General features: G+C 42.4%; 20 protein-coding genes and 1 tRNA gene. 18 read left to right on the top strand and 3 right to left on the bottom strand.

Annotation, left to right across the window (positions count from 1 at the left end):
* Positions 1-3: 3 nt before the first annotated feature.
* A complete protein-coding gene (yihA, locus tag GR160_RS08120; protein WP_160749360.1) occupies positions 4-624 on the bottom strand; it encodes a ribosome biogenesis GTP-binding protein YihA/YsxC in 621 nt (206 codons plus the stop codon).
* A gap of 202 nt (positions 625-826) precedes the next feature.
* Complete coding sequence (locus GR160_RS08115; protein WP_160749359.1) at positions 827-1,588, bottom strand: alpha/beta fold hydrolase; 762 nt, start codon at positions 1,586-1,588, stop codon at positions 827-829.
* A gap of 411 nt (positions 1,589-1,999) precedes the next feature.
* On the opposite strand from GR160_RS08115, the gene mraZ reads away from it, so the two are divergent.
* The 17 genes from mraZ (at position 2,000) to GR160_RS19525 (ending at position 22,170) form a co-directional block, all read left to right on the top strand.
* The gene (mraZ, locus tag GR160_RS08110; protein ID WP_160749358.1) at positions 2,000-2,473 is read left to right on the top strand and encodes a division/cell wall cluster transcriptional repressor MraZ; all 474 of its coding nucleotides are present in this window, start codon (positions 2,000-2,002) and stop codon (positions 2,471-2,473) included.
* Entirely contained in the window at positions 2,448-3,356 is a 909-nt protein-coding gene (gene rsmH, locus GR160_RS08105) for a 16S rRNA (cytosine(1402)-N(4))-methyltransferase RsmH (protein ID WP_202390744.1), read from the top strand. Before mraZ ends, rsmH begins: the two co-directional genes overlap by 26 nt.
* Before the next feature lie 4 nt (positions 3,357-3,360).
* Positions 3,361-3,708 (top strand): FtsL-like putative cell division protein, encoded by a 348-nt coding sequence (locus tag GR160_RS08100; protein ID WP_160749356.1) that lies wholly within the window; start codon positions 3,361-3,363, stop codon positions 3,706-3,708.
* Positions 3,699-5,714 carry a penicillin-binding protein gene (locus tag GR160_RS08095; RefSeq protein ID WP_160749355.1) on the top strand — a complete coding sequence of 672 codons (2,016 nt, stop codon included), beginning with the start codon at positions 3,699-3,701 and terminating at the stop codon, positions 5,712-5,714. The genes GR160_RS08100 and GR160_RS08095 overlap by 10 nt, the downstream gene beginning before the upstream one ends.
* Positions 5,714-7,174, top strand: a complete 1,461-nt coding sequence (locus GR160_RS08090; protein ID WP_202390752.1) for a UDP-N-acetylmuramoyl-L-alanyl-D-glutamate--2,6-diaminopimelate ligase — start codon at positions 5,714-5,716, stop codon at positions 7,172-7,174. The genes GR160_RS08095 and GR160_RS08090 overlap by 1 nt, the downstream gene beginning before the upstream one ends.
* A gap of 6 nt (positions 7,175-7,180) precedes the next feature.
* Positions 7,181-8,407 carry a phospho-N-acetylmuramoyl-pentapeptide-transferase gene (gene mraY, locus GR160_RS08085; protein WP_160749353.1) on the top strand — a complete coding sequence of 409 codons (1,227 nt, stop codon included), beginning with the start codon at positions 7,181-7,183 and terminating at the stop codon, positions 8,405-8,407.
* Position 8,408: 1 nt separating this feature from the next.
* Positions 8,409-9,740 carry a UDP-N-acetylmuramoyl-L-alanine--D-glutamate ligase gene (gene murD / locus GR160_RS08080; RefSeq protein WP_160749352.1) on the top strand — a complete coding sequence of 444 codons (1,332 nt, stop codon included), beginning with the start codon at positions 8,409-8,411 and terminating at the stop codon, positions 9,738-9,740.
* A 78-nt stretch (positions 9,741-9,818) separates the two neighbouring features.
* Entirely contained in the window at positions 9,819-11,138 is a 1,320-nt protein-coding gene (locus tag GR160_RS08075; RefSeq protein WP_160749351.1) for an FtsW/RodA/SpoVE family cell cycle protein, read from the top strand.
* Positions 11,139-11,265: 127 nt separating this feature from the next.
* Positions 11,266-12,363, top strand: coding sequence for an undecaprenyldiphospho-muramoylpentapeptide beta-N-acetylglucosaminyltransferase (gene murG / locus GR160_RS08070; protein ID WP_160749606.1), 1,098 nt, complete (start codon positions 11,266-11,268; stop codon positions 12,361-12,363).
* 231 nt (positions 12,364-12,594) lie between these two features.
* Positions 12,595-13,944: a UDP-N-acetylmuramate--L-alanine ligase gene (gene murC / locus GR160_RS08065; protein ID WP_160749350.1), complete on the top strand. Its 1,350-nt coding sequence runs from the start codon at positions 12,595-12,597 to the stop codon at positions 13,942-13,944.
* Positions 13,931-14,653, top strand: coding sequence for a cell division protein FtsQ/DivIB (locus GR160_RS08060; RefSeq protein ID WP_160749349.1), 723 nt, complete (start codon positions 13,931-13,933; stop codon positions 14,651-14,653). The genes murC and GR160_RS08060 overlap by 14 nt, the downstream gene beginning before the upstream one ends.
* Before the next feature lie 4 nt (positions 14,654-14,657).
* Complete coding sequence (gene ftsA / locus GR160_RS08055; protein ID WP_160749348.1) at positions 14,658-16,073, top strand: cell division protein FtsA; 1,416 nt, start codon at positions 14,658-14,660, stop codon at positions 16,071-16,073.
* 13 nt (positions 16,074-16,086) lie between these two features.
* Positions 16,087-18,234, top strand: a complete 2,148-nt coding sequence (gene ftsZ / locus GR160_RS08050; RefSeq protein WP_237421191.1) for a cell division protein FtsZ — start codon at positions 16,087-16,089, stop codon at positions 18,232-18,234.
* Between the two features lie 86 nt (positions 18,235-18,320).
* Positions 18,321-18,770: a GatB/YqeY domain-containing protein gene (locus tag GR160_RS08045; RefSeq protein WP_160749347.1), complete on the top strand. Its 450-nt coding sequence runs from the start codon at positions 18,321-18,323 to the stop codon at positions 18,768-18,770.
* Between the two features lie 83 nt (positions 18,771-18,853).
* Positions 18,854-18,927: transfer RNA gene (locus GR160_RS08040), tRNA-Arg, on the top strand.
* A gap of 1,054 nt (positions 18,928-19,981) precedes the next feature.
* Positions 19,982-20,467 carry a T9SS type A sorting domain-containing protein gene (locus GR160_RS08035; RefSeq protein ID WP_160749346.1) on the top strand — a complete coding sequence of 162 codons (486 nt, stop codon included), beginning with the start codon at positions 19,982-19,984 and terminating at the stop codon, positions 20,465-20,467.
* The gene (locus GR160_RS19525; RefSeq protein WP_202390743.1) at positions 20,464-22,170 is read left to right on the top strand and encodes a collagen-like protein; all 1,707 of its coding nucleotides are present in this window, start codon (positions 20,464-20,466) and stop codon (positions 22,168-22,170) included. The genes GR160_RS08035 and GR160_RS19525 overlap by 4 nt, the downstream gene beginning before the upstream one ends.
* A 78-nt stretch (positions 22,171-22,248) precedes the next feature.
* Here the strand turns inward: GR160_RS19525 and GR160_RS08025 are convergent, their stop codons facing one another.
* Positions 22,249-22,599, bottom strand: coding sequence for a nuclear transport factor 2 family protein (locus GR160_RS08025; RefSeq protein WP_160749345.1), 351 nt, complete (start codon positions 22,597-22,599; stop codon positions 22,249-22,251).
* Between the two features lie 206 nt (positions 22,600-22,805).
* Between GR160_RS08025 and GR160_RS08020 the strand changes: the two genes are divergently transcribed.
* Complete coding sequence (locus GR160_RS08020; RefSeq protein WP_237421190.1) at positions 22,806-24,482, top strand: T9SS-dependent choice-of-anchor J family protein; 1,677 nt, start codon at positions 22,806-22,808, stop codon at positions 24,480-24,482.
* Positions 24,483-24,540: the final 58 nt, after the last annotated feature.

Genomic DNA, 24,540 nt, shown 5'->3' with positions numbered 1-24,540 from the left:
TAACTATAAAAATCCCTGATTGTCAAAAATCCCCTGGTTTACGGTTTCAATGTAGTCAAGAACACTGTCGCGGCCTGTGGCTTCTGTAGATGAGGTTACAAAATGCTGTGGCATTTCTTCCCAGTCTCCTGCCAGCATTTGCTTGCGGTAGGCGGCAACATGGGCATCTATTTTGCCACGGCTAATTTTATCGGCCTTTGTAAAAATTATACAAAACGGTACCTGCGCCTCACCCAGATAGTTCATAAACTCAAGATCAATTTTTTGGGCCTCGTGCCTAATGTCTATAAGCACAAAGGCGCACACCAGCTGTTCGCGACGTTCAAAATAATCGGTAATAAATTTCTGGAAAGTGTCTTTAGTAGATTTAGAAACACGCGCATATCCATAGCCCGGTAAATCGACCAAAAACCAGTTGCTGTTAATTTTAAAGTGGTTTATTAACTGCGTTTTACCCGGCCTGCCCGATGTTTTAGCAAGGCTGTTGCGCCCCGTTAACATGTTTATTAAAGACGACTTGCCCACATTACTCCTGCCAATAAAGGCATACTCCGGTATAAGTTCTTTAGGGCAAAGCTTAACATCAGAGTTGCTTACAATAAATTCGGCAGTATTAATTTTCATGAGATTGTGTTTTGGAGGCATTTGCCGTTAAAGTCGCAAAGGTAGCGATTTTTAAATTAGGCATAAAAGAAGGTAATAAAGTGTCATACAGGGTGTCTTCAAATAAAAAAACCTGACGTATTGCCGTCAGGTTAGTATTTTATTTGGTTATGATAAAAGATTCGGGTGAAGCCCAGTCTGAATTCCTGAATCTAAAATTCTTTTACAGCCCCGCTTTCTTTAGCCACTCGTGCATCAGGCGGTTAAACTCGTCCGGGTGCTCCATCATGGCAGCATGCCCGCATTTGTCTATCCAGTATAGGGTGCTGTTCGGCAAAAGTTTGTCAAACTCTTCGGCAACATCGGGTGGAGTAACAGTGTCGTTCCTTCCCCAAATAATGCCTGTTGGAACATGCATTTTAGGCAGGTCTTTTGCCATATTATGCCTAATGGCACTTTTGGCAATGGTTAATGTTTTTATAAGCTTAATGCGGTCGTTGGCCACCTCATATACTTCGTCTATAATTTCATCTGTAGCAATGGCAGGATCATAAAAAACCTCCTGTGCTTTTTTTCTAATGTATTCTTTATCGCCACGGCGCGGGTAGCTGTCGCCCATAGCACTTTCATAAAGGCCCGAGCTCCCTGTAATAACCAGCCCAAGCATTTTTTCAGGATACATTTTTGTATGGTACAGTGCAATATGTCCTCCAAGCGAATTACCTAAAAGTATAACCCTTTCAAAACCCATGTGGGTAATAAAATCTTTAACCCACCGGGCAAAAGCCTTAACGTTGGTTTTTAAAATGCTTTGGGTATATAAAGGCAGTTCGGGTATTACCACTTTATACCCATGCTCCGGAAAATATTTTGCCACACCGTCAAAGTTGCTTAATCCGCCCATTAGGCCATGAAGAATAATAATTGGGGTGCCTTCGCCAGCCTCATAGTAGCTGTATTTTCCGTCTTTGTGTGTGCTTTGCATCTTGGTTGTAAACATTCAAATCAGCACAAATATATAAATATATAAGTTAAGTAGACTTTAAGCTGTCATAAATTGGCTTAAATTTTATATAGCACTTTCTAATCTGTTGCATTACAATTATTCAAACTTTAAAAATTAGTTAAATAAAGATATTTGGCTGTAATATTCCTAAATCAATAAACTTTTAGGGTTTCGTAATATGATTGTTAAGTTTTCTTAAAATTTTAAACAATCTTCAGGTTTAAAAAACTGAGTGTCAAAATATGCAAAAGCATGTGGCAGGCTCAAAATGCAGCAATATGTTAGCAGGTGGTAAAAAAAGTGTAAAACTTATCAACAAAGTGGGAGTGGGTGGTAACAAGTGGTAAAAAAATTCTATATTTGCTTTGTTAAGACTAAAAACCTAACTGCTTGAATACCATTATAGGCACATACGAATGTAAGGCAGATTTAAAGGGAAGGCTCATGCTGCCTGCTCCTTTAAAGAAGCAATTGCATGAAGGCCTGGAGGAGGGTTTTGTGTTAAAACGCTCGGTTTTTCAGCCTTGCCTTGAGCTTTACCCTATGGGGGAGTGGAACAAAATGATGGCGAAAATAAACAAGCTTAACCGATTTGTAAAGAAGAATAATGATTTTATAAGGAGGTTTACGGCTGGGGTTAAAGTAGTAGAGATGGATAGTGCCGGAAGGTTGCTGATACCCAAAGACCTGGTGGTTTTTGCCGGGATTAAAAATGATATAGTGCTTTCTTCGGCGGTGAATATCGTGGAGATTTGGGATAAAGAGAAGTATGAGGCTTCTATAGACGAGTCTGCAGATGATTTTGCGAGTCTTGCTGAAGAAGTGATGGGAAATTTAAATGATGACGAAGATGGAATATCATAACCCTGTGCTGCTTAAAGAAACGGTAGACGGACTTAATATTAAGCCCGACGGGGTGTATGTTGATGTAACCTTTGGTGGTGGGGGTCATTCGCGCGAAATAATGAAGAGGCTGGGACCAAACGGTAAATTGTTTGGTTTTGACCAGGATGAAGATGCGCAGGCTAACATAATAGATGATGAGCGTTTTGTGTTGATACCCGAAAATTTTAGGTTTATAAAAAGATACCTGCGTTTTCATGGGGTTAAAGAGGTAGATGGTATTTTGGGCGATCTGGGTGTTTCGTCGCATCAGTTTGATGTGGCAGAGCGAGGCTTTAGCACGCGCTTTAATGCCGCACTCGATATGCGCATGAGCAAAAAGAACGACCTTGATGCCTTTAAGGTAGTTAACGAATATGATGAGGCAGAACTTAAAAGGGTTTTGTTTGATTATGGCGAGCTTAAAAATGCAGGTGCTATGGCAAATGTTATTGTTAATGCGCGCCGCGATGCCGCAATAACCGATGGCAACCAGCTTAAAGCTGTATTGAGCCGTTTTTTGCCGGGGCATAAAAGCAATAAAATATTGGCGCAGATATATCAGGCAATACGTATAGAGGTAAATCAGGAAATGGATGTGCTGAAAGAGTTTTTGGTGCAGTCTCTTGAAATACTTAAACCGGGCGGTAGGCTTAGCGTAATATCCTATCATTCGCTTGAAGACAGGCTTGTAAAACGCTTTATGCGCAACGGTATGTTTGAAGGCGAGCCGGAGCGTGATTTTTTCGGGAATTTTGAAGTGCCTTTTAAGAGCATCGAAAAACTGATCGTTCCTACAGAAGAGGAGATACAAATTAATAACAGGGCACGCAGCGCAAAGCTTAGGGTGGCCGAAAAGAAATAGGGTTATGAAAGGCGGGGTGTACAGTTTACTTAAAGCAAAATATCTTGTAGACGATGGGTCTATGAAGAACTGGGGCTTTATTGTGTTCTTAGTACTTATGGCTATGCTGATGATTGCAAATTCGCACAGCTATGAGCAAAAGCTTTACTATATAACCGCACTGGAAAGCGAAATTAAAGAGCTGAGGTCGGAATCTATAGACCGCCGCTGCGAACTGATGGAGCTTAAAATGGAAAGCACCGTGGCGCGCAAAATGGAAGAGAGAGAAATTTATCCTTCGGCAGCACCGCCCAAAAAGATAAAGGTTACTGAGAAAGAAGAAAAGGATTTGTGGCAACGAATATGGAAGTAAAAACAGACGATAAAAAAGTCTCTTACAGGATATACCTGGTAGCCTTCGCAATTTTTGTGATGGCTATACTTGTTTCTGTAAAGCTCACTAATATACAGTGGGTTGAGGGCGACTATTACCGTCAGCTTGCGCGAGAGCGTACCGTTAAAAACTTTACCATTCCGGCAAACAGGGGCAATGTATACAGCGCAGATGGCAGCCTTTTGGCAACGTCTATACCTAATTATATTATCAGGTTTGATGCTCTTGCGCCCAAGCAGGAGGATTTTGATGAATATCTGGAGCCGCTGGCCGACTCGCTTTCGGCAATGCTATGCAAATCGTCTAATCATTATTTTAATGAGTTACGAAGAGCACGTACCAATAAAGACAGGTATCATTTTATAGCAAAAGGGCTTAGTTATACAGAGCTACTTCGCATAAAACGCTTTCCGTTGTTTAAACTTGGGGCTTATAAAGGTGGTATAATAACCGAACAAAAAACGGTGCGTGAGCATCCTATAGGTAAAATTGCCGAGCGTACTGTGGGTTATGAGCGTATTGATGATGATGGCGAAAAGCTGTATGTGGGTATCGAGGGGGCTTTTGCTTCTTACCTAAACGGTAAAGATGGACGTCACATGATGCAAAAAATTGCCCGCAACCAGTGGAAACCTATTAGCGATGTTAACGAAGTAGAACCTGTAGACGGTTATGATGTTATATCTACCATAGATGTTTATATACAGGATATTGCTCACCATGCATTGTTAAAACAATTGGAGTATTATGAGGCCGATCATGGTTGTGTGGTGGTTATGGAAACCAAGACAGGCTATGTAAAGGCTATCTCAAATTTAGGTCGTGCTACCGATGGGTCGTATTACGAAACAATAAACTATGCCGTGGGCGAGTCGGCAGAGCCAGGATCGAGCTTTAAGCTTGCCGGACTTATCTCTATGCTTGAAGATAAAAAGGTAGATACCAGTAAAGTATATGATACTAAGGGTGGTGACATAGTTATTAATGGCCGACACGTAAGAGATTCGCACAAAGGTGGTTATGGTAAAATATCGTTGGCGAGAGGTTTTGAGCTCTCTTCTAATACAGTACTGGTTCAGGCGGTGTATGAGAGCTACAAAGACAATCCATGGGGGTTTGTAAATAACCTTAATAAATATGGGCTCAATAAAAGGCTTGGTGTTTCTATAAAAGGGGAAGGTAAACCATATATACCGCAACCAAATGATAAAATGTGGTCGCGCACAACATTGCCCTGGATGGGCTTTGGCTATAATGTAAGCTTAACTCCGTTACAAACGCTTACTTTTTATAATGCGGTTGCCAATAATGGCGAGATGGTAAGACCACTTTTTGTAAAGGAAATTAAAGAGTGGGACAAAACCATTAAAAAGTTTGATAAAGAGGTAATGAACCCGCAAATATGCTCGCAGGAAACCATTGACCAGGTACGTGCCATTATGGAGAACGTGGTTAAAAAAGGTACGGGTAGTAAACTCTATTCGCCTAATTTTTCTATGGCGGGTAAAACGGGTACGGCTCAGGTTAACTATGGTAAAGGAGGTAAGACTAATGGAGATATGTATTACTCGTCAACCTTTGTGGGGTACTTCCCGGCAGATGAGCCGCAGTATTCGTGCATTGTTATTATCAATAAGCCACACGTAGCCAAGGGATATTATGGTGCCGATGTTTCGGGTCCGGTGTTTAGAAGGATAGCACAAAAGATATTTACCGATCTGCCTTCTACCAACAACGTTAAAAAACTTGATGCTACGATAAAGGAACAGGAAAAACTATTTGCTTCTTATTATGACAAGCAAAACAAAATAAAAAAAGACATGGTGCCTAACGTAATAAGCATGAGCGGTATGGATGCCGTTGCATTGTTGGGCAACATAGGGTTAAAAGTACAGGTAATTGGCGTGGGCAAGGTTAAAAAACAGTCGTTAAAACCGGGTCAGGCTTTTAATAAAGATCAAACCATAATACTCGAATTATCGTGATGCTATTGCGCGACATATTATATAAGGCGGCGATAGAGCTTGTAAAAGGCCCTACCGATATATCTGTGTCTAAAATTGAGTTCGATTCGCGCTTAATAAAAGAGGGCGATGTTTTTGTTGCCATAAAAGGCACACAAAGCAACGGACACGATTATATACAAAAAGCTATTAGCCTTGGGGCTGTGGCTGTGGTATGCGAAGTATTGCCCGATACAGTTCTAGATACCGTTACTTATGTGGTGGTAAACAGTGCCAGTTCGGCACTGGCTTTTATGGCAGCTAATTATTACGGCAATCCGTCGGCCAGCCTTAAGCTTGTTGGTGTTACAGGCACAAATGGAAAGACCACGATAGCCACGCTGCTAAACCAGCTTTTTAAAAATGCAGGTTTTAGTGCAGGGCTGCTAAGTACAGTTAAAATACTGGTTAACGATAAAGAATATCCTGCCACACACACCACGCCCGATTCGCTTACCATAAACAGGTATTTGAGGGAAATGGTAGACGTTGGCGTAGAGTATTGTTTTATGGAGGTTAGCTCGCATGGCATACACCAAAACCGTACGGAAGGATTAACGTTCGTGGGCGGTGTGTTTACTAACCTCTCTCACGACCATTTGGATTATCATGCAACGTTTGCAGAGTATAGGGATGTTAAGAAATCCTTCTTTGACCATTTGCCAAAATCGGCATTTGCGCTGGTTAATGTAGATGATAAGAATGGGCTGGTAATGCTGCAAAATACCGCAGCTAAAAAACTGACCTATGCCCTTAAGACCTATGCCGACTATCGTGCACAGATACTGGAAAACCAGCTTAGTGGGCTGTTGTTAAAAATAAATGGTGAAGAGGTTTGGGTTAAACTTATAGGCACTTTTAACGCCTACAACCTGCTGGCAATATATGCCGTGGCAGTAAACCTTGGCTTAGACGACCGTGAGGCATTGCGCCTGCTTAGCGAGCTGGAAAGTGTTTCCGGCAGGTTTCAGTTTATAGTGTCAGACAGCAAAATAACTGCCATTGTAGACTATGCCCATACGCCAGATGCGCTTGAAAATGTGCTGAGCACTATAGAGAATATCCGTACACGAAACGAACAGCTAATAACTGTTGTGGGTTGTGGCGGCGACAGGGATAAGACCAAACGGCCTATTATGGCCCACATTGCATCGAGCATGAGCGACAGGGCCATTTTTACTTCTGACAATCCGCGAAGCGAAGTGCCCGAAGATATTATTGAAGATATGGAAAAAGGCGTAGAGCCTATTAACTATAAAAAAACAGTGGCTGTGGTAGACCGCAAGCAGGCCATAAAAATTGCCTGCCAGCTTGCCCGCCCTAACGACATTATACTGATAGCTGGCAAAGGCCACGAAACCTATCAGGAGATTAAAGGTGTGAAGTATGATTTTGATGATATGGAGACCGTAAAAGAAATTTTAAAGCAACTAAACAAATAACAGTATATGCTCTATTATCTATTTGAGTATCTAAACAAACAACTGGATTTTCCGGGAGCGGGTGTATTCCAGTACATAACGTTCCGTTCCGGTTTGGCCGTTATACTCTCGTTGCTTATATCTACGGTTTTTGGTAAAAGGATCATTAACTTTTTACGCAGGCAGCAAATTGGGGAGACCGTTCGCGAACTTGGCCTTGAGGGGCAAAGCCAAAAGGCAGGTACGCCAACCATGGGTGGGCTTATAATTATATTCTCTACCCTTATACCTGTATTGTTGCTGGCAAAGCTTGATAATATATATATCATGCTGCTTATTGTTACCACGTTGTGGATGGGCAGTATAGGTTTTATAGACGATTACATCAAGATATTTAAGAAAGATAAAGAAGGCCTGAAAGGTAAGTTTAAGGTTGTTGGGCAGGTTGGCCTTGGTTTAATAGTGGGCTATGTACTCTATTTTCATCCGGCGGTAACGGTGCGTACAGATACTTCTACAACCAACATTTTCCAAACAGACCAAAACGTAATAAGTGCTGCTCCGGTGGAGGAAAAATCTACAGCTACAACCATTCCGTTCTTTAAAAATAATGAGTTTGATTATGCCGAGGTATTGTCTTTTATGGGCGATGATTATAAAGATTATGCTTGGCTGATATTTATCCCGGTGGTAATCTTCATCATCACTGCAGTATCTAACGGGGCTAACCTTACCGATGGTATAGACGGACTGGCGGCAGGAACATCGGCAATAGCCGTGCTCACCCTTGCCATATTCGCTTTTGTGTCGGGTAACATTATATTTAGTAACTATCTTAATATAATGTACATACCCAACTCTGGTGAGATGACGGTCTATATAGCATCCTTTGTGGGTGCGCTTGTGGGCTTTTTGTGGTACAATACCTATCCGGCATCGGTGTTTATGGGCGATACGGGCAGCCTTACTATAGGCGGCATCATAGCAGTACTTGCAATAGCGGTTCGTAAAGAGCTTTTGATACCCGTATTGTGCGGTATCTTTTTGGCAGAGAACCTTTCGGTAGTAATGCAGGTAAGCTACTTTAAATATACGAAGAAAAAACTGGGCGAGGGCAAGCGCATCTTTTTAATGGCGCCACTGCACCACCACTACCAGAAAAAGGGCTATCATGAAAGTAAGATCGTTACACGTTTCTGGATCGTTGCTATACTGCTTTCTATATTCTCATTAGTGTCACTAAAACTGCGATAGTATGAGGTTAGTAATATTAGGTGGTGGAGAAAGCGGTATAGGTACTGCCATTCTCGGGAAGAAAAAAGGATACGATGTTTTCGTGTCGGATTTTGGAAAGATAAAGAATAATTATAAAGAAGTTCTTGCACTTAATAAACTGGACTGGGAGGAAGAAAAGCACACTGAGGAGCTAATACTGAATGCCGATGTGGTAATGAAAAGCCCGGGCATACCGGATAAATCGCCCATAGTAAAAAAAATAAAGGAAAAAGGCATTCAGGTAGTATCTGAAATTGAGTTTGCCGCTCCTTTTACTGAGGCAGAGACCATAGGCATAACAGGAAGCAACGGCAAGACCACCACTACAATGCTAACACATTATCTGCTAAAACAGGGCGGTCTTAATGTAGCAATAGGAGGAAACATTGGTAAAAGCTTTGCCTGGCAGGTGGCCGAGAATAAAAGTGAGGACTATGTGCTGGAGCTAAGCAGTTTTCAGCTGGATGATATAAAAAATTACAGGCCACATATAGCAGTAATAACAAATATCAGTCCGGATCACTTAGACCGCTACGAATACAATTATGATTTGTATGTAGCAGCAAAGTTCAGGATAACCATGAACCAGACGGAAGATGATTATCTGATATATGATGCAGATGATGAAAAGATAGCCGAATGGCTAAAGAACAACAAAGTGAGGGCTAAAAAAATCCCCTTCTCACTTTCGGGCAACAACAAAAAAGGGGTATATGTAAAGGATAACACAATTATAAGCACATTAAAAAAAGGAGATTTTACCATGCCAATAAACGAACTGTCTTTAGAAGGGAAACACAATGTTAAGAATGCAATGGCAGCAATAACCGTAGCACAGCTTAAAAATATTAGGAAGAAGACGATCGTAGAAAGCCTGTCTAACTTTCAGGGCGTGGAGCACAGGCTTGAAAAAGTGCTTAAAATACAGGGCGTAGAATATATTAACGACAGTAAGGCTACCAACACTAACTCTACCTATTTTGCGCTTGACAGCATGACCACACCAACAGTTTGGATAGTAGGCGGTGTAGACAAGGGCAACGATTATAATGAATTGATGTCGTTGGTTCGCGAAAAGGTAAAATCGATAGTTTGCCTTGGTGTAGAGAATGCCAAGATTATTGATGCCTTTAAAAATGTGGTAGATGTAATGGTAGAAACTACCAGCATGACCGAAGCGGTTAAAATAGCACAAAAAATGGCTGAGAAAGGCGACACGGTATTATTGTCTCCGGCCTGTGCAAGTTTTGACCTTTTTGAAAGCTATGAAGACAGGGGCAAGCAATTTAAGGCTGCTGTGCAAAACCTTTAATACAGTCTTAAAGTTGAAAGTCATAAAGTCTTTTGACCGTGTGACAAATGGATGAAAGAATAAAACAGAGTAAAGAAAATGAAAGAATTAATCAATAACCTAAAAGGAGACAAAGGGATCTGGTCGTTTGTAATGCTGCTGGCCCTTATTTCGTTCATGCCGGTTTTTAGCGCAAGTACCAACCTTGTGTATGTAATAGGCAAGGGGTCTACCATAGGCTATCTAGTTAAGCATCTCGTTCATATATTTATTGGTTTTGCGCTAATATACATGGTGCACAAAGTGCCTTACCATTACTACCGCGGACTATCGCAACTGGCTATGCCTATTGTGGCAGTATTGCTGGTGTACACGTTTTTTCAGGGAACGGTTATAGACGGTGCCAATGCCAGCCGATGGATAAAAGTGCCGTTTATTGGGGTAACCTTCCAAACCTCGGCACTGGCAATGATAGTACTCATGATCTATGTGGCACGCTATCTTGCAAAAGCAGATGGTAAAGAAGTAACCTTTAAGCAATCGGTTATAGAGCTTTGGATTCCGGTATTTATAATACTGGCGCTAATATTACCCTCTAACTTTAGTACCGCAGCACTAATTTTCAGTATGGTGTGCATGCTGGTGTTTGTGGGCAAGTATCCGCTAAAATACCTGGGCATGATAATAGGCACGGGTATAACTATGCTGGTGCTGTTCGTGGCGTTTGCAAAAGCTTTTCCAGATGCTATGCCCAACAGGGTAGACACCTGGATGAACCGTATAGAGCGTTTTACATCAGATGCGCCCAACGAAGACGATTATCAGATAGAAAAAGCAAAGATAGCTATAGCATCTGGAATGGTGTATGGCGTAGGGCCGGGCAAGAGTGTGCAAAAGAACTTCCTGCCGCAATCCTCTTCCGATTTTATCTTCGCCATTATTGTTGAAGAATACGGGCTTGTTGGCGGACTAACAGTGTTGTCGTTATACCTGCTTTTATTTGCACGTTTTTTAGTAACGGCACACAAGGCAAAATCGCTTTTTGGCAAACTGCTTATTGTAGGGCTTGGTTTCCCTATCATCTTTCAGGCACTCATAAATATGGGTGTGGCGGTAGAGCTGCTTCCGGTAACAGGGCAAACACTTCCGCTAATCAGTAGTGGTGGTAGTTCTATCTGGATGACGTGTATCTCCATAGGGATCATCATCAGCGTAACTAAAAAAGAGGAGGAAATAGCGCAGGAGCTTAAAGAGAAAGAAGACCGCGAGGCTGCCCTGCAACAACTGATAGACGAACACATATTGCGCGAAAAGCAACGCGAAGAAGCCGAAGCACAGGGATTGGAACAACCGGCTGCTTTTTCTATAGAAGATGATTCGACAGAACCTAATCCCATGAGGGCGGTGTTTGGGAAATAGATGTTAGTATTGAGGTATTAGACATTAGATAATAGGCGTAAGATAATAGATAATAGACACGAACCCCTTTGGCATGAGTGCTCCCCTCTCCTTTGGAGAGGGGGTGGGGGTGAGGATAATAATAAAGATGGGACAACCTAAAAAATTCATATTAAGCGGTGGTGGTACAGGAGGGCATATCTATCCTGCAATTGCCATTGCCAATGAGTTAAAGGAACGTTTTCCTGACAGCGAGATACTGTTTGTGGGTGCCAGCAATAAAATGGAGATGCAAAAGGTTCCGCAGGCAGGATACAAAATAATAGGGTTATGGATTGCGGGCATACAACGCAGGCTAACGGTAGACAACGCTATGTTTCCGTTTAAGCTTATAAGCAGTTTAGTTAAGTCGCGTAAAATAATAAAAGAGTTTAAGCCAGATGTGGTCATAGGTACCGGGGGCTTTGCCAGCGGGCCATTGCTACGGGCTGCCAGCGGAAAAGGTGTGCCAACGGTAATACAGGAACAAAATTCTTTTCCGGGCATAACCAACAAGTGGCTTGCAAAAAGAGCCAGTAAAATATGTGTAGCCTACGATAATTTAGAGCGCTTTTTTCCGGTGTCTAAAATTGTGTTTACAGGCAACCCGGTGCGACAGGACCTGATAGGTACAGAAGATAAAAGGGAAGAAGCAATGCAACGCTTTAAGCTCGACCCAAACAAACAAACGCTTTTGGTGTTGGGGGGAAGTTTAGGGTCAAGACGCATCAACCAGCTTATTGCAAAAGAGCTGGCATGGCTACAGGCACAAAACGTTCAGGTAATATGGCAGTGCGGTAAATTTTATTTTGAAGAGTACCAGCACTATGGCGATAAAGACGGGGTTCAGGTGCTATCGTTCATAGACAGGATGGATTTGGTTTATGCCGCAGCCGATGTTGTAATATCCCGCTCGGGGGCATCGTCAGTATCAGAACTATGCATAGTTGGCAAACCAGTGTTGTTTATTCCATCGCCCAACGTGGCTGAAGACCACCAAACCAAGAACGCACAGGCCATAGTAGAAAAAGTAGGGGCAATATTGTTAAAAGAAACCCAACTTGATACTCAGTTTCAGCCTGTTTTTGCAGATTTGCTGTCGAACAAAGAAAAGCAAAGAACGCTTGGGGAGAATATAAAAAAACTGGCAAAAGTAAATGCTACGAAAGATATAGTTGAAGAGATTGTAAGGCTCTTAAAAACTTAGAAAGCAGATAATAGATAATAGACGTAAGATAATAGACATGAACCACATATGGGTGAGACTTAAGAGTTCTAGGAACCTCAGTCTCTAAGTGTCTAAGAAACTTAATAAAACCCCAAGGGAGTAAGACACTGAGGGAATCAAAAAATAAAAGAATATTGTTGATGCGGTTTTAGGGTAGGAGCACTGTCTCAGTCTCTAAGCACTTAATTCCCTCAGCACCTTTAAAGAGAGATGGATATAAACCAAATACATAGCGTTTATTTTATAGGAATCGGCGGTATTGGCATGAGTGCCTTAGCGCGCTATTTCAAATTTATAGGCAAGAACGTTGCCGGTTACGACCGCACGCCTACCCATCTTACAGACGAGTTAAAGGCAGAGGGTATCAGCATCCATTTTGAAGACAATACAAACCTGATAGGTTTAGAATATTTGAATAAAGAAAATACGCTTGTGGTAGTAACCCCTGCGGTCCCTAAAAACCACCTGCAATGGAACTACTTCGTAAATAACGGTTTTGAGGTTAAAAAGCGTGCCGAGGTTTTGGGTATTATTACAAAAGATACATTTTGCTTTGCTGTTGCAGGTACGCACGGCAAGACCACTACATCGAGCATACTGGGGCATATATTGTTTGCCAATGGTGTAGATGTTACTGCTTTTTTAGGCGGTGTGGTAGAGGGCTACAACAGTAACCTTATAGGCAGCGGCAAAACGGTTACCGTTGCAGAAGCCGATGAGTTTGACCGTTCGTTTTTGCATCTGCATCCGGATATTGCCTGTGTGACAAGCATGGATGCCGACCATTTGGATATTTATGGCGATACGGCTTCTATCGAGGCATCGTTCAGGGAATTTGCAGATAAGGTTCAGGATAAAAACCATCTGTTCGTTACCAATGGGCTGCCGCTTGAAGGTGTAACCGTTGGCGTGGGCGAAGGGGAGTATTCGGCACAAAACATCCGTATAGATAACGGCTGGTATGTGTTTGATGTGGTTAGCCCAAAAGAAACATATAAAGATGTAAGGTTCGGTTTGCCGGGCCATCATAATATAACCAATGCGCTGCTTGCCCTTGCTATGGCAAATGTGTACGGACTTGAGCTAAGCGATATTGCAAAGGCACTCGAAACGTTTAAAGGTGTGCGCAGAAGGTTTTCGTATCAGATAAAAAAAGAAGACCTGGTTTACATAGACGACTATGCGCATCATCCAACCGAGATCGATGCCGTATATCAGGCCGTGAGCGAGTTGTATGCCGATAAAAAAGTGCTGGCAATATTTCAGCCGCACCTGTTTAGCCGCACGCGTGATTTTGCCGATGGTTTTGCAAAAAGCCTGTCTAAGTTTGAAGACGTGGTGCTGTTAGATATTTATCCGGCGAGAGAGTTGCCTATTGAAGGTATTACAAGCCAATGGCTTTTAGAAAAGATAGAAAATCCTAACGCAAGGCTGGTTAGTAAGACCGATTTGCAGCCGCTTTTAAGGCTGACGGATGCACAGGTTATTGTAACCATAGGTGCAGGGGATATTGGAGAAATGGTGCCGGATATTAAAAAAATATTAGATGAAAAAAATTAACTGGGATAACATAAGACTGGTTGCTATACTGTGTGTAGTGGTGTTTTTGTATGCCTTTACATCTAATAGAAATGAGCACAGATTAATGACGCAAACGGGCGTTGAGTTTGCTGATAATGAGAATTATATTACAAAAGAAGAGGTTAATAACTTGTTAATACAAAATTATGGAGCTGTTACAGGCATCCAAAAAGTTCAAGTAGATTTGAATAAGGTGGAAAAAAGCCTCGAGTCTAATCCAATGGTCGACAAGGCAGAAGTTTACACTACAGTAGATGGTAAGCTTAAAGCTTTTGTAAGACAAAGAAAGCCGGTTGCGAGAATTTTTGACGGCTCAAAGTCGTATTATCTGGATTATAAGGGCAGGCAAATGCCACTATCGGACAACGAAACAGCAAGGGTGCTTTTGGTAACTGGGGAGATTGCCAAAGCAGATGCAAAGAGACTGCACGAATTGCTGAATTATGTTTATGACGACACCTTTTTAAAGAAAAATATTATTGGTTTAACGGTTTCGCCAGTTGGCAACATGATATTTAAAAGCAGAGGGCACGACTACGATATTGTGTTTGGCAAACCCATAAACATTGAGCGGAAATTTAAAAATTATAAGGCATTCCTCCAGGATGCGGAAAAAGACACATTGATTACAAATTACAAGACAGTTAACCTGAAGTTTACGCAACAGGTGGTGTGCACCAAAAAGTAGAGTTATGGAAAAAGACAGCATTGCAGTAGGTTTAGATATCGGGACAACCAAGATAGTTGTCATGATAGGCAAAAAAAATGAGTATGGTAAGCTGGAGATCCTTGGCCTTGGAAAATCCAAAAGCCTTGGTGTGGCAAGGGGAGTGGTAAACAACATTACCCAAACCATACAGTCTATACAGCAGGCCGTGCAGGAAGCAGAGCAAAACTCGGGCTACCGCATTAACGACGTGGTGGTGGGCATTGCCGGCCAGCACATTCGCAGTATGCAGCACAGCGATTACATTAGCAGGAACAATCCTGAAGAAGTAATTGGCGATGCTGATATTGATCTGCTTATTGGACAGGTGCACAAACTTGCTATGTTGCCGGGTGAAGAAATTATACACGTGCTTCCGCAGGAATTTAAAATAGATGGCCAGGGCGAAATAAAAGAGCCTATAGGCATGTATGGCGGCAGGCTGGAAAGCAGTTTCCATATTGTTGTGGGGCAGGCTTCGTCTATCCGCAACGTTGGCCGTTGTATCAAAAGTTCAGGTCTTGACCTATCCGGGCTTACACTGGAGCCTTTGGCTTCGGCAGATGCCGTATTGAGCCAGGAAGAAAAAGAGGCTGGTGTTGCGCTTATCGATATAGGTGGCGGTACTACCGATCTTGCTATTTTTAAAGATGGCATTATCCGTCATACGGCTGTAATACCGTTTGGAGGTAATGTTATTACTGATGATATTAAAGAAGGATGCTCTATTATAGAGAAACAGGCAGAGCTGCTTAAAGTAAAATTCGGTTCGGCATGGCCGGGCGAGAATAAGGATAACGAAATTGTTTCGATACCCGGTTTACGCGGTCGCGAGCCAAAAGAAATTTCGCTTAAAAACCTTTCTAAAATAATCCATGCCCGCGTGGTAGAGATCATCGAACAGGTATTTGCCGAAATAAAAGCTTACGGCCATGAAGATCCACGCAAAAAACTAATTGCAGGCATTGTGCTTACAGGCGGTGGTTCTCAGCTTCAGCACATAAAGCAACTGGTAGAATACATAACCGGAATGGATACGCGCATAGGCTATCCTAACGAGCACCTTGCGGGCAACAGTAACGAAGAAATTTCGAGTCCGCTGTATGCCACTGCCGTTGGTCTTGTAATGAACAGTCTTCGCAATCACACGCAAAGTGCCACGCCGTTGGTAGAGCTTCAAAAGCCTGTGCCGCAATATGTGCCAAGACAGCAGGTGCAGCCACAGCCGATAGCAGTAGCCGCTCCTGTAATAGCAGAACCGGAACCGGAACGCGAGCTTGAAACCGTAGCAGCCAGAAAGCCGGAGCCTATAATTGAAGAGAGCACTGAAAAGAGGGTGAAGAGATCCTTTTTTGATAAGTACATAGACAAGATTAAAGATTTTTTAGATAACGCAGAATAAAAACCCGATAGATATGATGAGCAATTCAGAATTTGGAAGTATCTCGTTCGATTTGCCTAAAAACCAATCAAACGTGATCAAAGTGATAGGAGTTGGCGGAGGCGGAAGCAACGCTATTAACCACATGTTTAAACAGGGGATAAAAGGTGTTGACTTTATTATTTGCAATACCGATTCTCAGGCACTGCAAAACAGTCCTGTGCCAAATAAAATTCAGCTTGGTGTAGGCCTAACAGAAGGTCTTGGAGCGGGTGCAAACCCGGAGGTAGGCCAACAGGCCGCCCTTGAGAGCATTAGCGATATTGAGAAAATGCTCGATACCAACACTAAAATGATCTTTATTACGGCAGGTATGGGCGGTGGTACCGGTACAGGTGCTGCCCCGGTTATTGCACAGCTTGCTAAAGAGCGCGATATATTAACGGTAGGTATAGTTACCATTCCTTTTCAGTTTGAGGGCAAAGTGCGCCAGGAGCAGGCTCTTAATGGTGTAGAACGCTTAAGGAAACAGGTAGACTCGCTTATTGTTATCAACAATAATAAGCTTAGGGAAGTATATGGCAACCTTGGCTTTAAGGCTGGATTCTCTAAGGCAGATGAAGTGTTGGCAACAGCCTCTAAAGGTATTGCAGAGGTTATTACACACCACTACACTCAAAATATTGACCTTAAAGATGCCAAGACAGTACTTTCTAACAGCGGTACGGCCATCATGGGATCTGCGCTTGCAGCAGGCGATTCGCGTGCCAAAAGTGCAATTGTAGATGCTCTTGACTCTCCGTTGCTAAACGACAATAAAATTACAGGTGCTAAAAACGTACTGTTGCTAATTGTATCGGGTACTACAGAGATTACTATCGATGAGATAGGCGAGATCAACGACCACATACAAAACGAGGCAGGCCACAACGCAAACATTATTATGGGTGTGGGCGAAGATGAGTCTCTTGGCGATGGTATTGCGGTTACTATTATTGCTACAGGTTTTAATGTAGAGCAGCAAAACGAAATAGTAAACAACGAGCCTAAAAAAATAGTACATGCTCTGGAAGACCACCAGACTATGGTGCGCGACCTTACACAAAAAACAGTGGCAGCCTTTGATTTCTCGGCAGCAGTGGAGCCACGTAAAGCCGAAACTCCTGATGTTGAAGATAAAATCGTGTATGCGCTTGAGGAGGAGGTAGAGGAAAAAAAGCCGATAGCTGAAGCGGATGTGATGCCGTCTTCGGAAGCGGTAAACAACCTTGATGTATTCTTTGAAATTGTTAGTCCAACTCCCGCAGCACAGGTAGCAGAACCTGCTCCTGTGGCAGTGCCACAGCCTGTGGCTCCGGTAGCCCCGGCACCAACGTTTGAGGTTACTCCTGCAGCAGTGCAGCAACCTATAACAGCACAGCCCGTAGTGCCACAACAGCAGGTATATCAGCAACCCTCAGCACAGTATCAGGCAGCACCACAACCTGTGACGCAGCAGCCTATTGCGCAACAGCCCGTACAGCCTGTATATCAGGCTCCGGTTATCAAAGACGTAAGGGAAATTGAGGTGGTGGATGCTGAGTTTGTTATTGTAGATAAAGCTCCGGAAGACCAGTACACTTTTTCGTTTGACCTATCTGTAGATAATGCTAAGAGCGAAGAAAAAATGCTGTTTAACCTTAACGATGATACCCGCAATATAAAAGTTCAGGAGCCGGTACAGGTAGTGCCTGTAACAGAGCTTAACCAGAGTGGTGTTATTCGTTACTCGCTTGAGGAATATCTTGAAAAAGAGAATGAACTACTAAACTCTAAGCCTGTTGCAAAAGAAGAACCAATTGCCGAAGAGCTGAAGTTTACATTAAGGCAAAGTGAGGCTCCTCAGCTAAACCACCATGACCTTTCGGCCGATCTTTCTCCTATGGAAATGACCATTGAGGAAACGCTTCGCCAAAGGGCAGAAGAGCGAAGGAGGAAAATGAAGGAGTTTAACCATAAATTCCACAACAACAATGCAAGGATAGACGAGTATGAAAAACAGCCTGCCTATAAAAGAATGGGTATAGACCTGCACGACTCGCGTATTGACAATAGCAAATCGAGATTATCTTTAGGGACTGACAGTAACGACGACTTACAGTTGCGTTCTAACAATTCTTTCCTACACGATAACGTAGATTAACTAACCCAAATGTGAAACCTTAACCCGGAAATGCTATGGTGTTTTCGGGTTATTTTTTTATCTTCGCGTTCACAATTAATAAAATTATGAGCTTACAAAACGATATTATGGAGGGTATAAAAACCGCCATGAAAGCCAAAGATACTGTAACATTAGAGTCGCTTAGAGCGGTAAAATCAGCTTTATTATTAGCTCAGACCGAGAGTGGTGCTAAAGAAGAGCTGTCTCAGGAAGAAGAAATAAAACTGTTGCAAAAGCTGGTAAAACAGCGCAAAGACAGTGCAGCGATCTATATACAACAAGGCCGCCAGGATCTTGCAGATCCTGAAATTGCACAGGCTGCTGTTATAGAGAAATTTTTGCCTGCCCAGTTAACCGAAGAAGAAGTTGAGGCAGTGGTTAAAAAGATAATAGCTGATAATGGCTTTAGCGGCATGGCCGATATGGGCAAAGTTATGGGTATAGCCAGTAAAGAACTTGCCGGCAGTGCCGATGGCAAAACTATAAGCAACGCAGTTAAAAAAGCGTTATCTTAAAAAAAATAAAGTCTCAGGTTTAAAGTTTTTTTGACTGTTCAGTATGTCAAACATGAAACGTTAAACCTGAAACTAAAAATATTGGCCGCGTAGTTCAACTGGATAGAATATCAGATTTCGGCTCTGAGGGTTGGGGGTTCGAACCCCTCCGTGGTCACAAAGGCTTATTTGGGGTAAAGCAACCTTGAGTAAGCTTTTTGTATTTTGTGTGGTGCTTTCGTGGCGCATTCAAACAGCAACTTCGAAAACACCTGTAACATTGGGGTTCCCAGACATTAGTTCGAAACCCTCCGCAGTCACAAGTGCTTGTTTTTGAGTTTTTTACGATATGTAGTGCCACGGTTAATTCTGTGGCGCTTTCGTGGCGCTTTTAAACAGCAACTTTGAAAACACCTGTAAACATTGGGGTTTCCGGATTAAGTTCGAACCCCGATGAACATTACACATTGTTCATTTTTCAATTAAAATTTCTGACCAACCTTATGATGGAGTTGGATTTTACTTTGCAACGTTTGATGAAAAAATTATTCACTGGTCGAAATAATTGGCCCACAGTCTTACGAGTTAATAGAAGAGTAGATTTTTATTAAGGACTTATAAATCGCGCCCACCAGCGCGATTTTTTCTTTTATATGCATAACCTGTAGCCCAAACAATTAGTAGACGATTTTATTACAATTCTTCAGAACGTATTGTTTAGGTCTACGAATGTCTCCTAAACCAATGGTTTTTTCATTTAAAAAATAATTATAATGGTTTATTTTTTACTTTTTTAGATTGAAAATATATTTTTTAACACTTTATTGGTAATGTGTGAGGTCTGACTCTCATTAGTTATTTTTCCTTTAAAACAACAGCTTTTTAAATCGATTGTAATGTTCAAAATGCTGTTTTAATTTGAGTTGGAAATTTTGTTAACTTTTCTTCTCTCCTATTTAGTAGTTACAAAACGAATTTAGTTAAAATACGGTCTCCAATCTTTACTCGCTATTACGCTTTCTGATTGTGTTAATAGTTGTTTTTTAAATATTAATTACTTGTAAATCAGGTATAATTACTTGTTAATGAAATTAGGTAATTATACGCAGGGTGTAAACAAGGTTGTTCTCTAATTTAGATTTAGCATAAAAATACAGGGTTTAAAATTAAAATAATTTAAAAACATGTATAAAAATATGCTAAAATCGCAATCCAACATAATTATTAAATCTATGAAAACAATCAGATGTTTGCTTTTTCTGGCGGCTGTCTTTGCTGCACCCGATATTGCTGCACAACAGGCAGTAACCGCCTCGGGGGGCGAAGCTTCAGGCAGTGGAGGCAGTGCCTCGGTTTCTGCCGGGCAGGTAGTTTATACTACTATTTCGGGCAGTGGTGGTGTAGCCACGCAGGGTGTACAGCAGCCCTATGAGTTTTTTGTATTGGGAAAGGACGATTATAAATCGATTACCCTTAATGCAATAGTTTATCCTAATCCTGCTATTTCAAATATTGCACTTCGCATTGACCATGCAGGACTAACCGGACTAAGGTATGAATTGTTTGACCTTAACGGAAGATTACTTTATCAAAATAATGTAAAGGACACCGAAACCATTATTTCGATGGAGCTGTTTCCTGAAGCAGTCTATATCCTGAAAGTATATTCTGCCGGATATGAATTAAAAACATTTAAAATAGTTAAAGACAGATCATGAAAAGAATAATTACTCTATTGGTATTACTAAGCTCGGCTACGCTACTGGCACAAGCTCCTGGAAAAATGAGCTACCAGTCGGTTGTTCGCAATACAGGTGGCGATCTTATTACAAATTCTGCCGTAGGGGTGCAGATAAGTGTTTTACAGGGCTCGGCTACAGGAACTGTTGTGTTTTCTGAAACACACAATGTTAGTACTAATGCTAACGGGCTTTTGAGTCTTGAAATAGGTGGCGGTACTGCAATTACCGGAACTTTTGGTGCTATCAACTGGTCTTCGGGTCCATTTTTTATTGAAACAGAAATAGATCCGGCTGGAGGTTCTAACTATACCATATCTGGAACTAATGAACTTATGAGTGTTCCTTATGCACTTTATGCTGCAAATAGTGCGGCTGGCCCCGCAGGTCCTGCCGGTCCACAAGGTCCAGCGGGTAACGATGGAGCTACAGGTCCGCAAGGTCCAATAGGTTTAACCGGTGCTGTTGGTGCTACAGGCCCTATCGGTCCACAGGGTCCCGCAGGTAACGACGGAGCTACAGGTGCACAAGGTCCAATAGGTTTAACCGGTGCTGTTGGTGCTACAGGCCCTATTGGTCCACAGGGTCCATCGGGTAATGACGGAGCTACAGGTCCGCAAGGTCCGATAGGCTTAACAGGTGCAGTTGGCGCAGTGGGTCCTACAGGTCCTATTGGTCCACAGGGTCCGGCGGGTAATGACGGAGCTACAGGTGCGCAAGGTCCAATAGGTTTAACAGGTGCTGTTGGTGCAGTGGGCCCTACAGGCCCTATCGGTCCACAGGGTCCAGTAGGTTTAACAGGTGCCGTTGGTGCAGTGGGTGCTACAGGCCCTATCGGTCCACAAGGTCCAGCAGGTAACGACGGAGCTACAGGTGCGCAAGGTCCAATAGGCTTAACAGGTGCCGTTGGTGCAGTGGGTCCTACAGGTCCTATTGGTCCCCAAGGCCCCGCAGGTAACGACGGAGCTACAGGTCCTCAAGGTCCGATAGGCTTAACAGGTGCCGTTGGCGCAACGGGCCCGACGGGTCCTACAGGTGCAGCCGGAGCTATTGGTGCTACAGGTCCTGCTGGTCCTGTGGGTTTAACCGGTCCGCAAGGCCCTGCGGGTAACGATGGTGCAACGGGTGCTGTGGGACCAGTTGGCCCTGCAGGACCACAGGGTACGTCTGGTGCCGGATTTGTAAACGGAATTACCGGTGGTCAGGTTTATGTCACTGCGGCTAACGGCATACCTCAAATTCCGCAAACAGTTACAGGAGATGTAACCATAAATGCTTTGGCAGTTACTACTATTGCAAACGGAGCGGTAACACCTGCAAAAATTAGTGCAGGCGGCACGGCTTCTTCTTCTACTTACTTAAGGGGAGACGGGCAATGGGCTTCGCCAACAGCAGGGCCAATGTCTGTAATCAACATTTCAAGCAGTGGTACTACACTCACTACTGCTAACCAGTTTGTATATATCATGGGTAATTATCAAGTGTTGCTGCCGTCAAGCCCGGCTGTAGGGCAAACTTTGTACTTTTTTTCTGAAAATATTGCCGCTACCATAAATCCTAATGGCAAATTCTTTAGGGATGGTGGCTTTAATTACGGAACTTCTACCTTTAATGAGTTTGGCGGTACTACCTCAAGAGGAATTATACTGATATATAACGGAACCTATTGGTTTACAATTTAAACATCCGTTGAAAATTAATAGTAAAGCCGTCTGGAAGTAATTTCAGACGGCTTTTAATTTGGTTTTTTTGAGATTATACTAAATCTCAATATCCATTCTTTTTATCAGTCCGTTTTCAAAAGTATAAATGTGCTTTACAATACCATCAAAAACAGGTTTGCCCTCCAAATCCTTTACACTTTGATGAACGCTAACTTCTAAACCGTCATCCGGTCTTTCGCGAAAGCCTATGGGTTTTACAGTGGGGTTTATTTCGCTCCACTGCCTTGTCCAATAGCTTTTAATTTCATCGTGTCCAACAATGTGTCCGCCTTCCCACGCCTTGGGCCAGTGCACCTGTGCGTGCATTACTAATAAGGCTTCCTCTATATTTCGTGAGTTAAAAGCGTTATATGCTTTATGGATTGTCTCTTCGTGCTGTTCCTGCATGAGTTTTTTTGTAAAGGTATCAATATATTTTGTTTGTTAGTAAGTGTATTCATGTTGAAGCTTGTGTGCTGGTAATGTTAACGATAAAAAAATATTGCACTATTTTTTGTTAAAGTTAAACTGTTATATTTGCCCCTTGCAGTTTTGTAACAAAACCGCTCAATAATTTTAAACAAATTTTACCAACAGAACGCAAAATGCAAAAATTGAACAGGTTATTTATATTGCTTGCCTTTTTGGGTCTTAACCTAAACATGCTACAGGCACAAACCACAATACTTGACGAAACGTTATTGACAGAAGACAGTTTTGGTACTTTTACACCTGTGAGTGTAACAGGCACACAAAACTGGTACTTCAGGGAAATATATGGTGCGGTTTGCAGCGGATATGCAGGCGGACAAAGTTTTGAGAACGAAGATTGGCTTATAAGCCCTATAATGAACCTTGCTGAAATGGACGATGTGGTGCTTACCTTTAGCCACACCCGTGGCAGTGCTGCCGTAATGAATGTTGGAGTAGAGGAAGGCTGGTACAAGGCTTTTGCCACTGCCGATTATACAGGCGATCCGCTAACTACACAGTGGATAGAGCTCGACGGGCTTAACCAAAATATTACAACTGCCTGGCAGTATATAAATTCGGGTAATCTTGTAGTGCCGGAAGGGGCAAGGTCTGAAAACTCTCGAATTGCATTCCGATACATGAGCAGCGCATCGGCAAGTGCCACCTGGGAAATTAAAAATGTTAGGGTTGTGGGCGAACCGCACAACACTAACCCTGGGCAGAGCGGTACTTTTAAAATTACTAACTGGAATACTGAGTGGCTTGGATGTACGCAGTTTGGACCTACCGATGAAACATTGCAGGTAAATAATGTGGTTGCTGCATTGCGCTCCATGAATTCTGATATTTACTGTATTCAGGAAGTTTCCAATACGCTGGATACGCCTACTGTAGAAACTTTGGTAACGCTTTTAGGCAGCGAAGAGTGGGGCGGAACTATTGTGCCGTCTAACACAGGCGACTGTAACCAAAGGCAGGCGCTTATTTATAAAAGGGCAAAAGTACAGTTTGTAAGTGCTTCGCAGTTAAGCAGCGGCAGTGCCTCGCAGGGCAATTCATATTACTATAACTGGTCTAGCGGTCGATATCCTGCACTATATAATGTAAATCTTTTGGTAGGTGGCTCTACCATTCCGGTTTCGCTTGTAAACATACATGCCAAGGCAGAAGACAATAACGCCGAAAGTTACACACGCAGGTTGGGTGGGTCTGAGGCTTTAAAGACCATACTGGATGGAACTAACTATAATACAAGGAACTTAATACTTATTGGCGATTTTAATGACTATTTAATAGGGACATCGAGTGAAGCCTGTAATTGTACGGTGTCTCCTTATGATAATTTTGACAGCGATACAGCGAACTATACAGGTATTACACGAAACATTATTGATGCTGACAGGCGTTTTGGCGAAAGACCTATAATTGAAAATATTATTATTTCTGACGAACTTACTGATAATTATATAGCTAACAGTGCGGCACAGGAAACCACAATGCCATCGGTAATCAGTCGTTACTACAACACTACATCAAATCACCTTCCGGTAAGTGCAAGATTTCAGTTTACAATTATGGGAAGAGAAGACAACAGTGTTAAGTCGTCTTACAATATTTACCCTAATCCTGTAACAGATGTGCTTACTGTAAACGGTAAAAATTTAGCTTCTGATGCTGTAGTCCAAATCTATGATCTTACGGGCAGACAGATACTAAATCAACAACTAAACAATAGTACGGTTAATGTAAGCGCGCTTCCGGGCGGTGTTTACATCCTGAAAATAGATAATACTACAACTAAGTTTATCAAAAAATAGCACTGTGTTACAGAATTTAAAAAAGCTCCTTTAAATAAAAGTTTAAAGGAGCTTTTTT

The organism is Flavobacterium sp. Sd200 (assembly GCF_009826935.1).
Taxonomy (GTDB): Bacteria; Bacteroidota; Bacteroidia; order Flavobacteriales; family Flavobacteriaceae; genus Flavobacterium.
Note: the sequence above shows the minus strand (reverse complement) of the source record. Positions and strands in the feature narration are given on the sequence as shown.

Coding starts and splice junctions, on each gene's coding strand:
- rsmH (WP_202390744.1), top strand. CDS start 2,448: ATGATGACGAAGATGGAATATCATAACCCTGTGCTGCTTAAAGAAACG.
- GR160_RS08035 (WP_160749346.1), top strand. CDS start 19,982: ATGAAAACAATCAGATGTTTGCTTTTTCTGGCGGCTGTCTTTGCTGCA.
- GR160_RS08045 (WP_160749347.1), top strand. CDS start 18,321: ATGAGCTTACAAAACGATATTATGGAGGGTATAAAAACCGCCATGAAA.
- GR160_RS08090 (WP_202390752.1), top strand. CDS start 5,714: ATGCTATTGCGCGACATATTATATAAGGCGGCGATAGAGCTTGTAAAA.
- murD (WP_160749352.1), top strand. CDS start 8,409: ATGAGGTTAGTAATATTAGGTGGTGGAGAAAGCGGTATAGGTACTGCC.
- mraY (WP_160749353.1), top strand. CDS start 7,181: ATGCTCTATTATCTATTTGAGTATCTAAACAAACAACTGGATTTTCCG.
- GR160_RS08115 (WP_160749359.1), bottom strand. CDS start 1,588: ATGCAAAGCACACACAAAGACGGAAAATACAGCTACTATGAGGCTGGC.
- GR160_RS08095 (WP_160749355.1), top strand. CDS start 3,699: ATGGAAGTAAAAACAGACGATAAAAAAGTCTCTTACAGGATATACCTG.
- ftsA (WP_160749348.1), top strand. CDS start 14,658: ATGGAAAAAGACAGCATTGCAGTAGGTTTAGATATCGGGACAACCAAG.
- GR160_RS08075 (WP_160749351.1), top strand. CDS start 9,819: ATGAAAGAATTAATCAATAACCTAAAAGGAGACAAAGGGATCTGGTCG.
- GR160_RS08100 (WP_160749356.1), top strand. CDS start 3,361: ATGAAAGGCGGGGTGTACAGTTTACTTAAAGCAAAATATCTTGTAGAC.
- ftsZ (WP_237421191.1), top strand. CDS start 16,087: ATGATGAGCAATTCAGAATTTGGAAGTATCTCGTTCGATTTGCCTAAA.
- murG (WP_160749606.1), top strand. CDS start 11,266: ATGGGACAACCTAAAAAATTCATATTAAGCGGTGGTGGTACAGGAGGG.
- murC (WP_160749350.1), top strand. CDS start 12,595: ATGGATATAAACCAAATACATAGCGTTTATTTTATAGGAATCGGCGGT.
- GR160_RS19525 (WP_202390743.1), top strand. CDS start 20,464: ATGAAAAGAATAATTACTCTATTGGTATTACTAAGCTCGGCTACGCTA.
- GR160_RS08060 (WP_160749349.1), top strand. CDS start 13,931: ATGAAAAAAATTAACTGGGATAACATAAGACTGGTTGCTATACTGTGT.
- GR160_RS08025 (WP_160749345.1), bottom strand. CDS start 22,599: ATGCAGGAACAGCACGAAGAGACAATCCATAAAGCATATAACGCTTTT.
- yihA (WP_160749360.1), bottom strand. CDS start 624: ATGAAAATTAATACTGCCGAATTTATTGTAAGCAACTCTGATGTTAAG.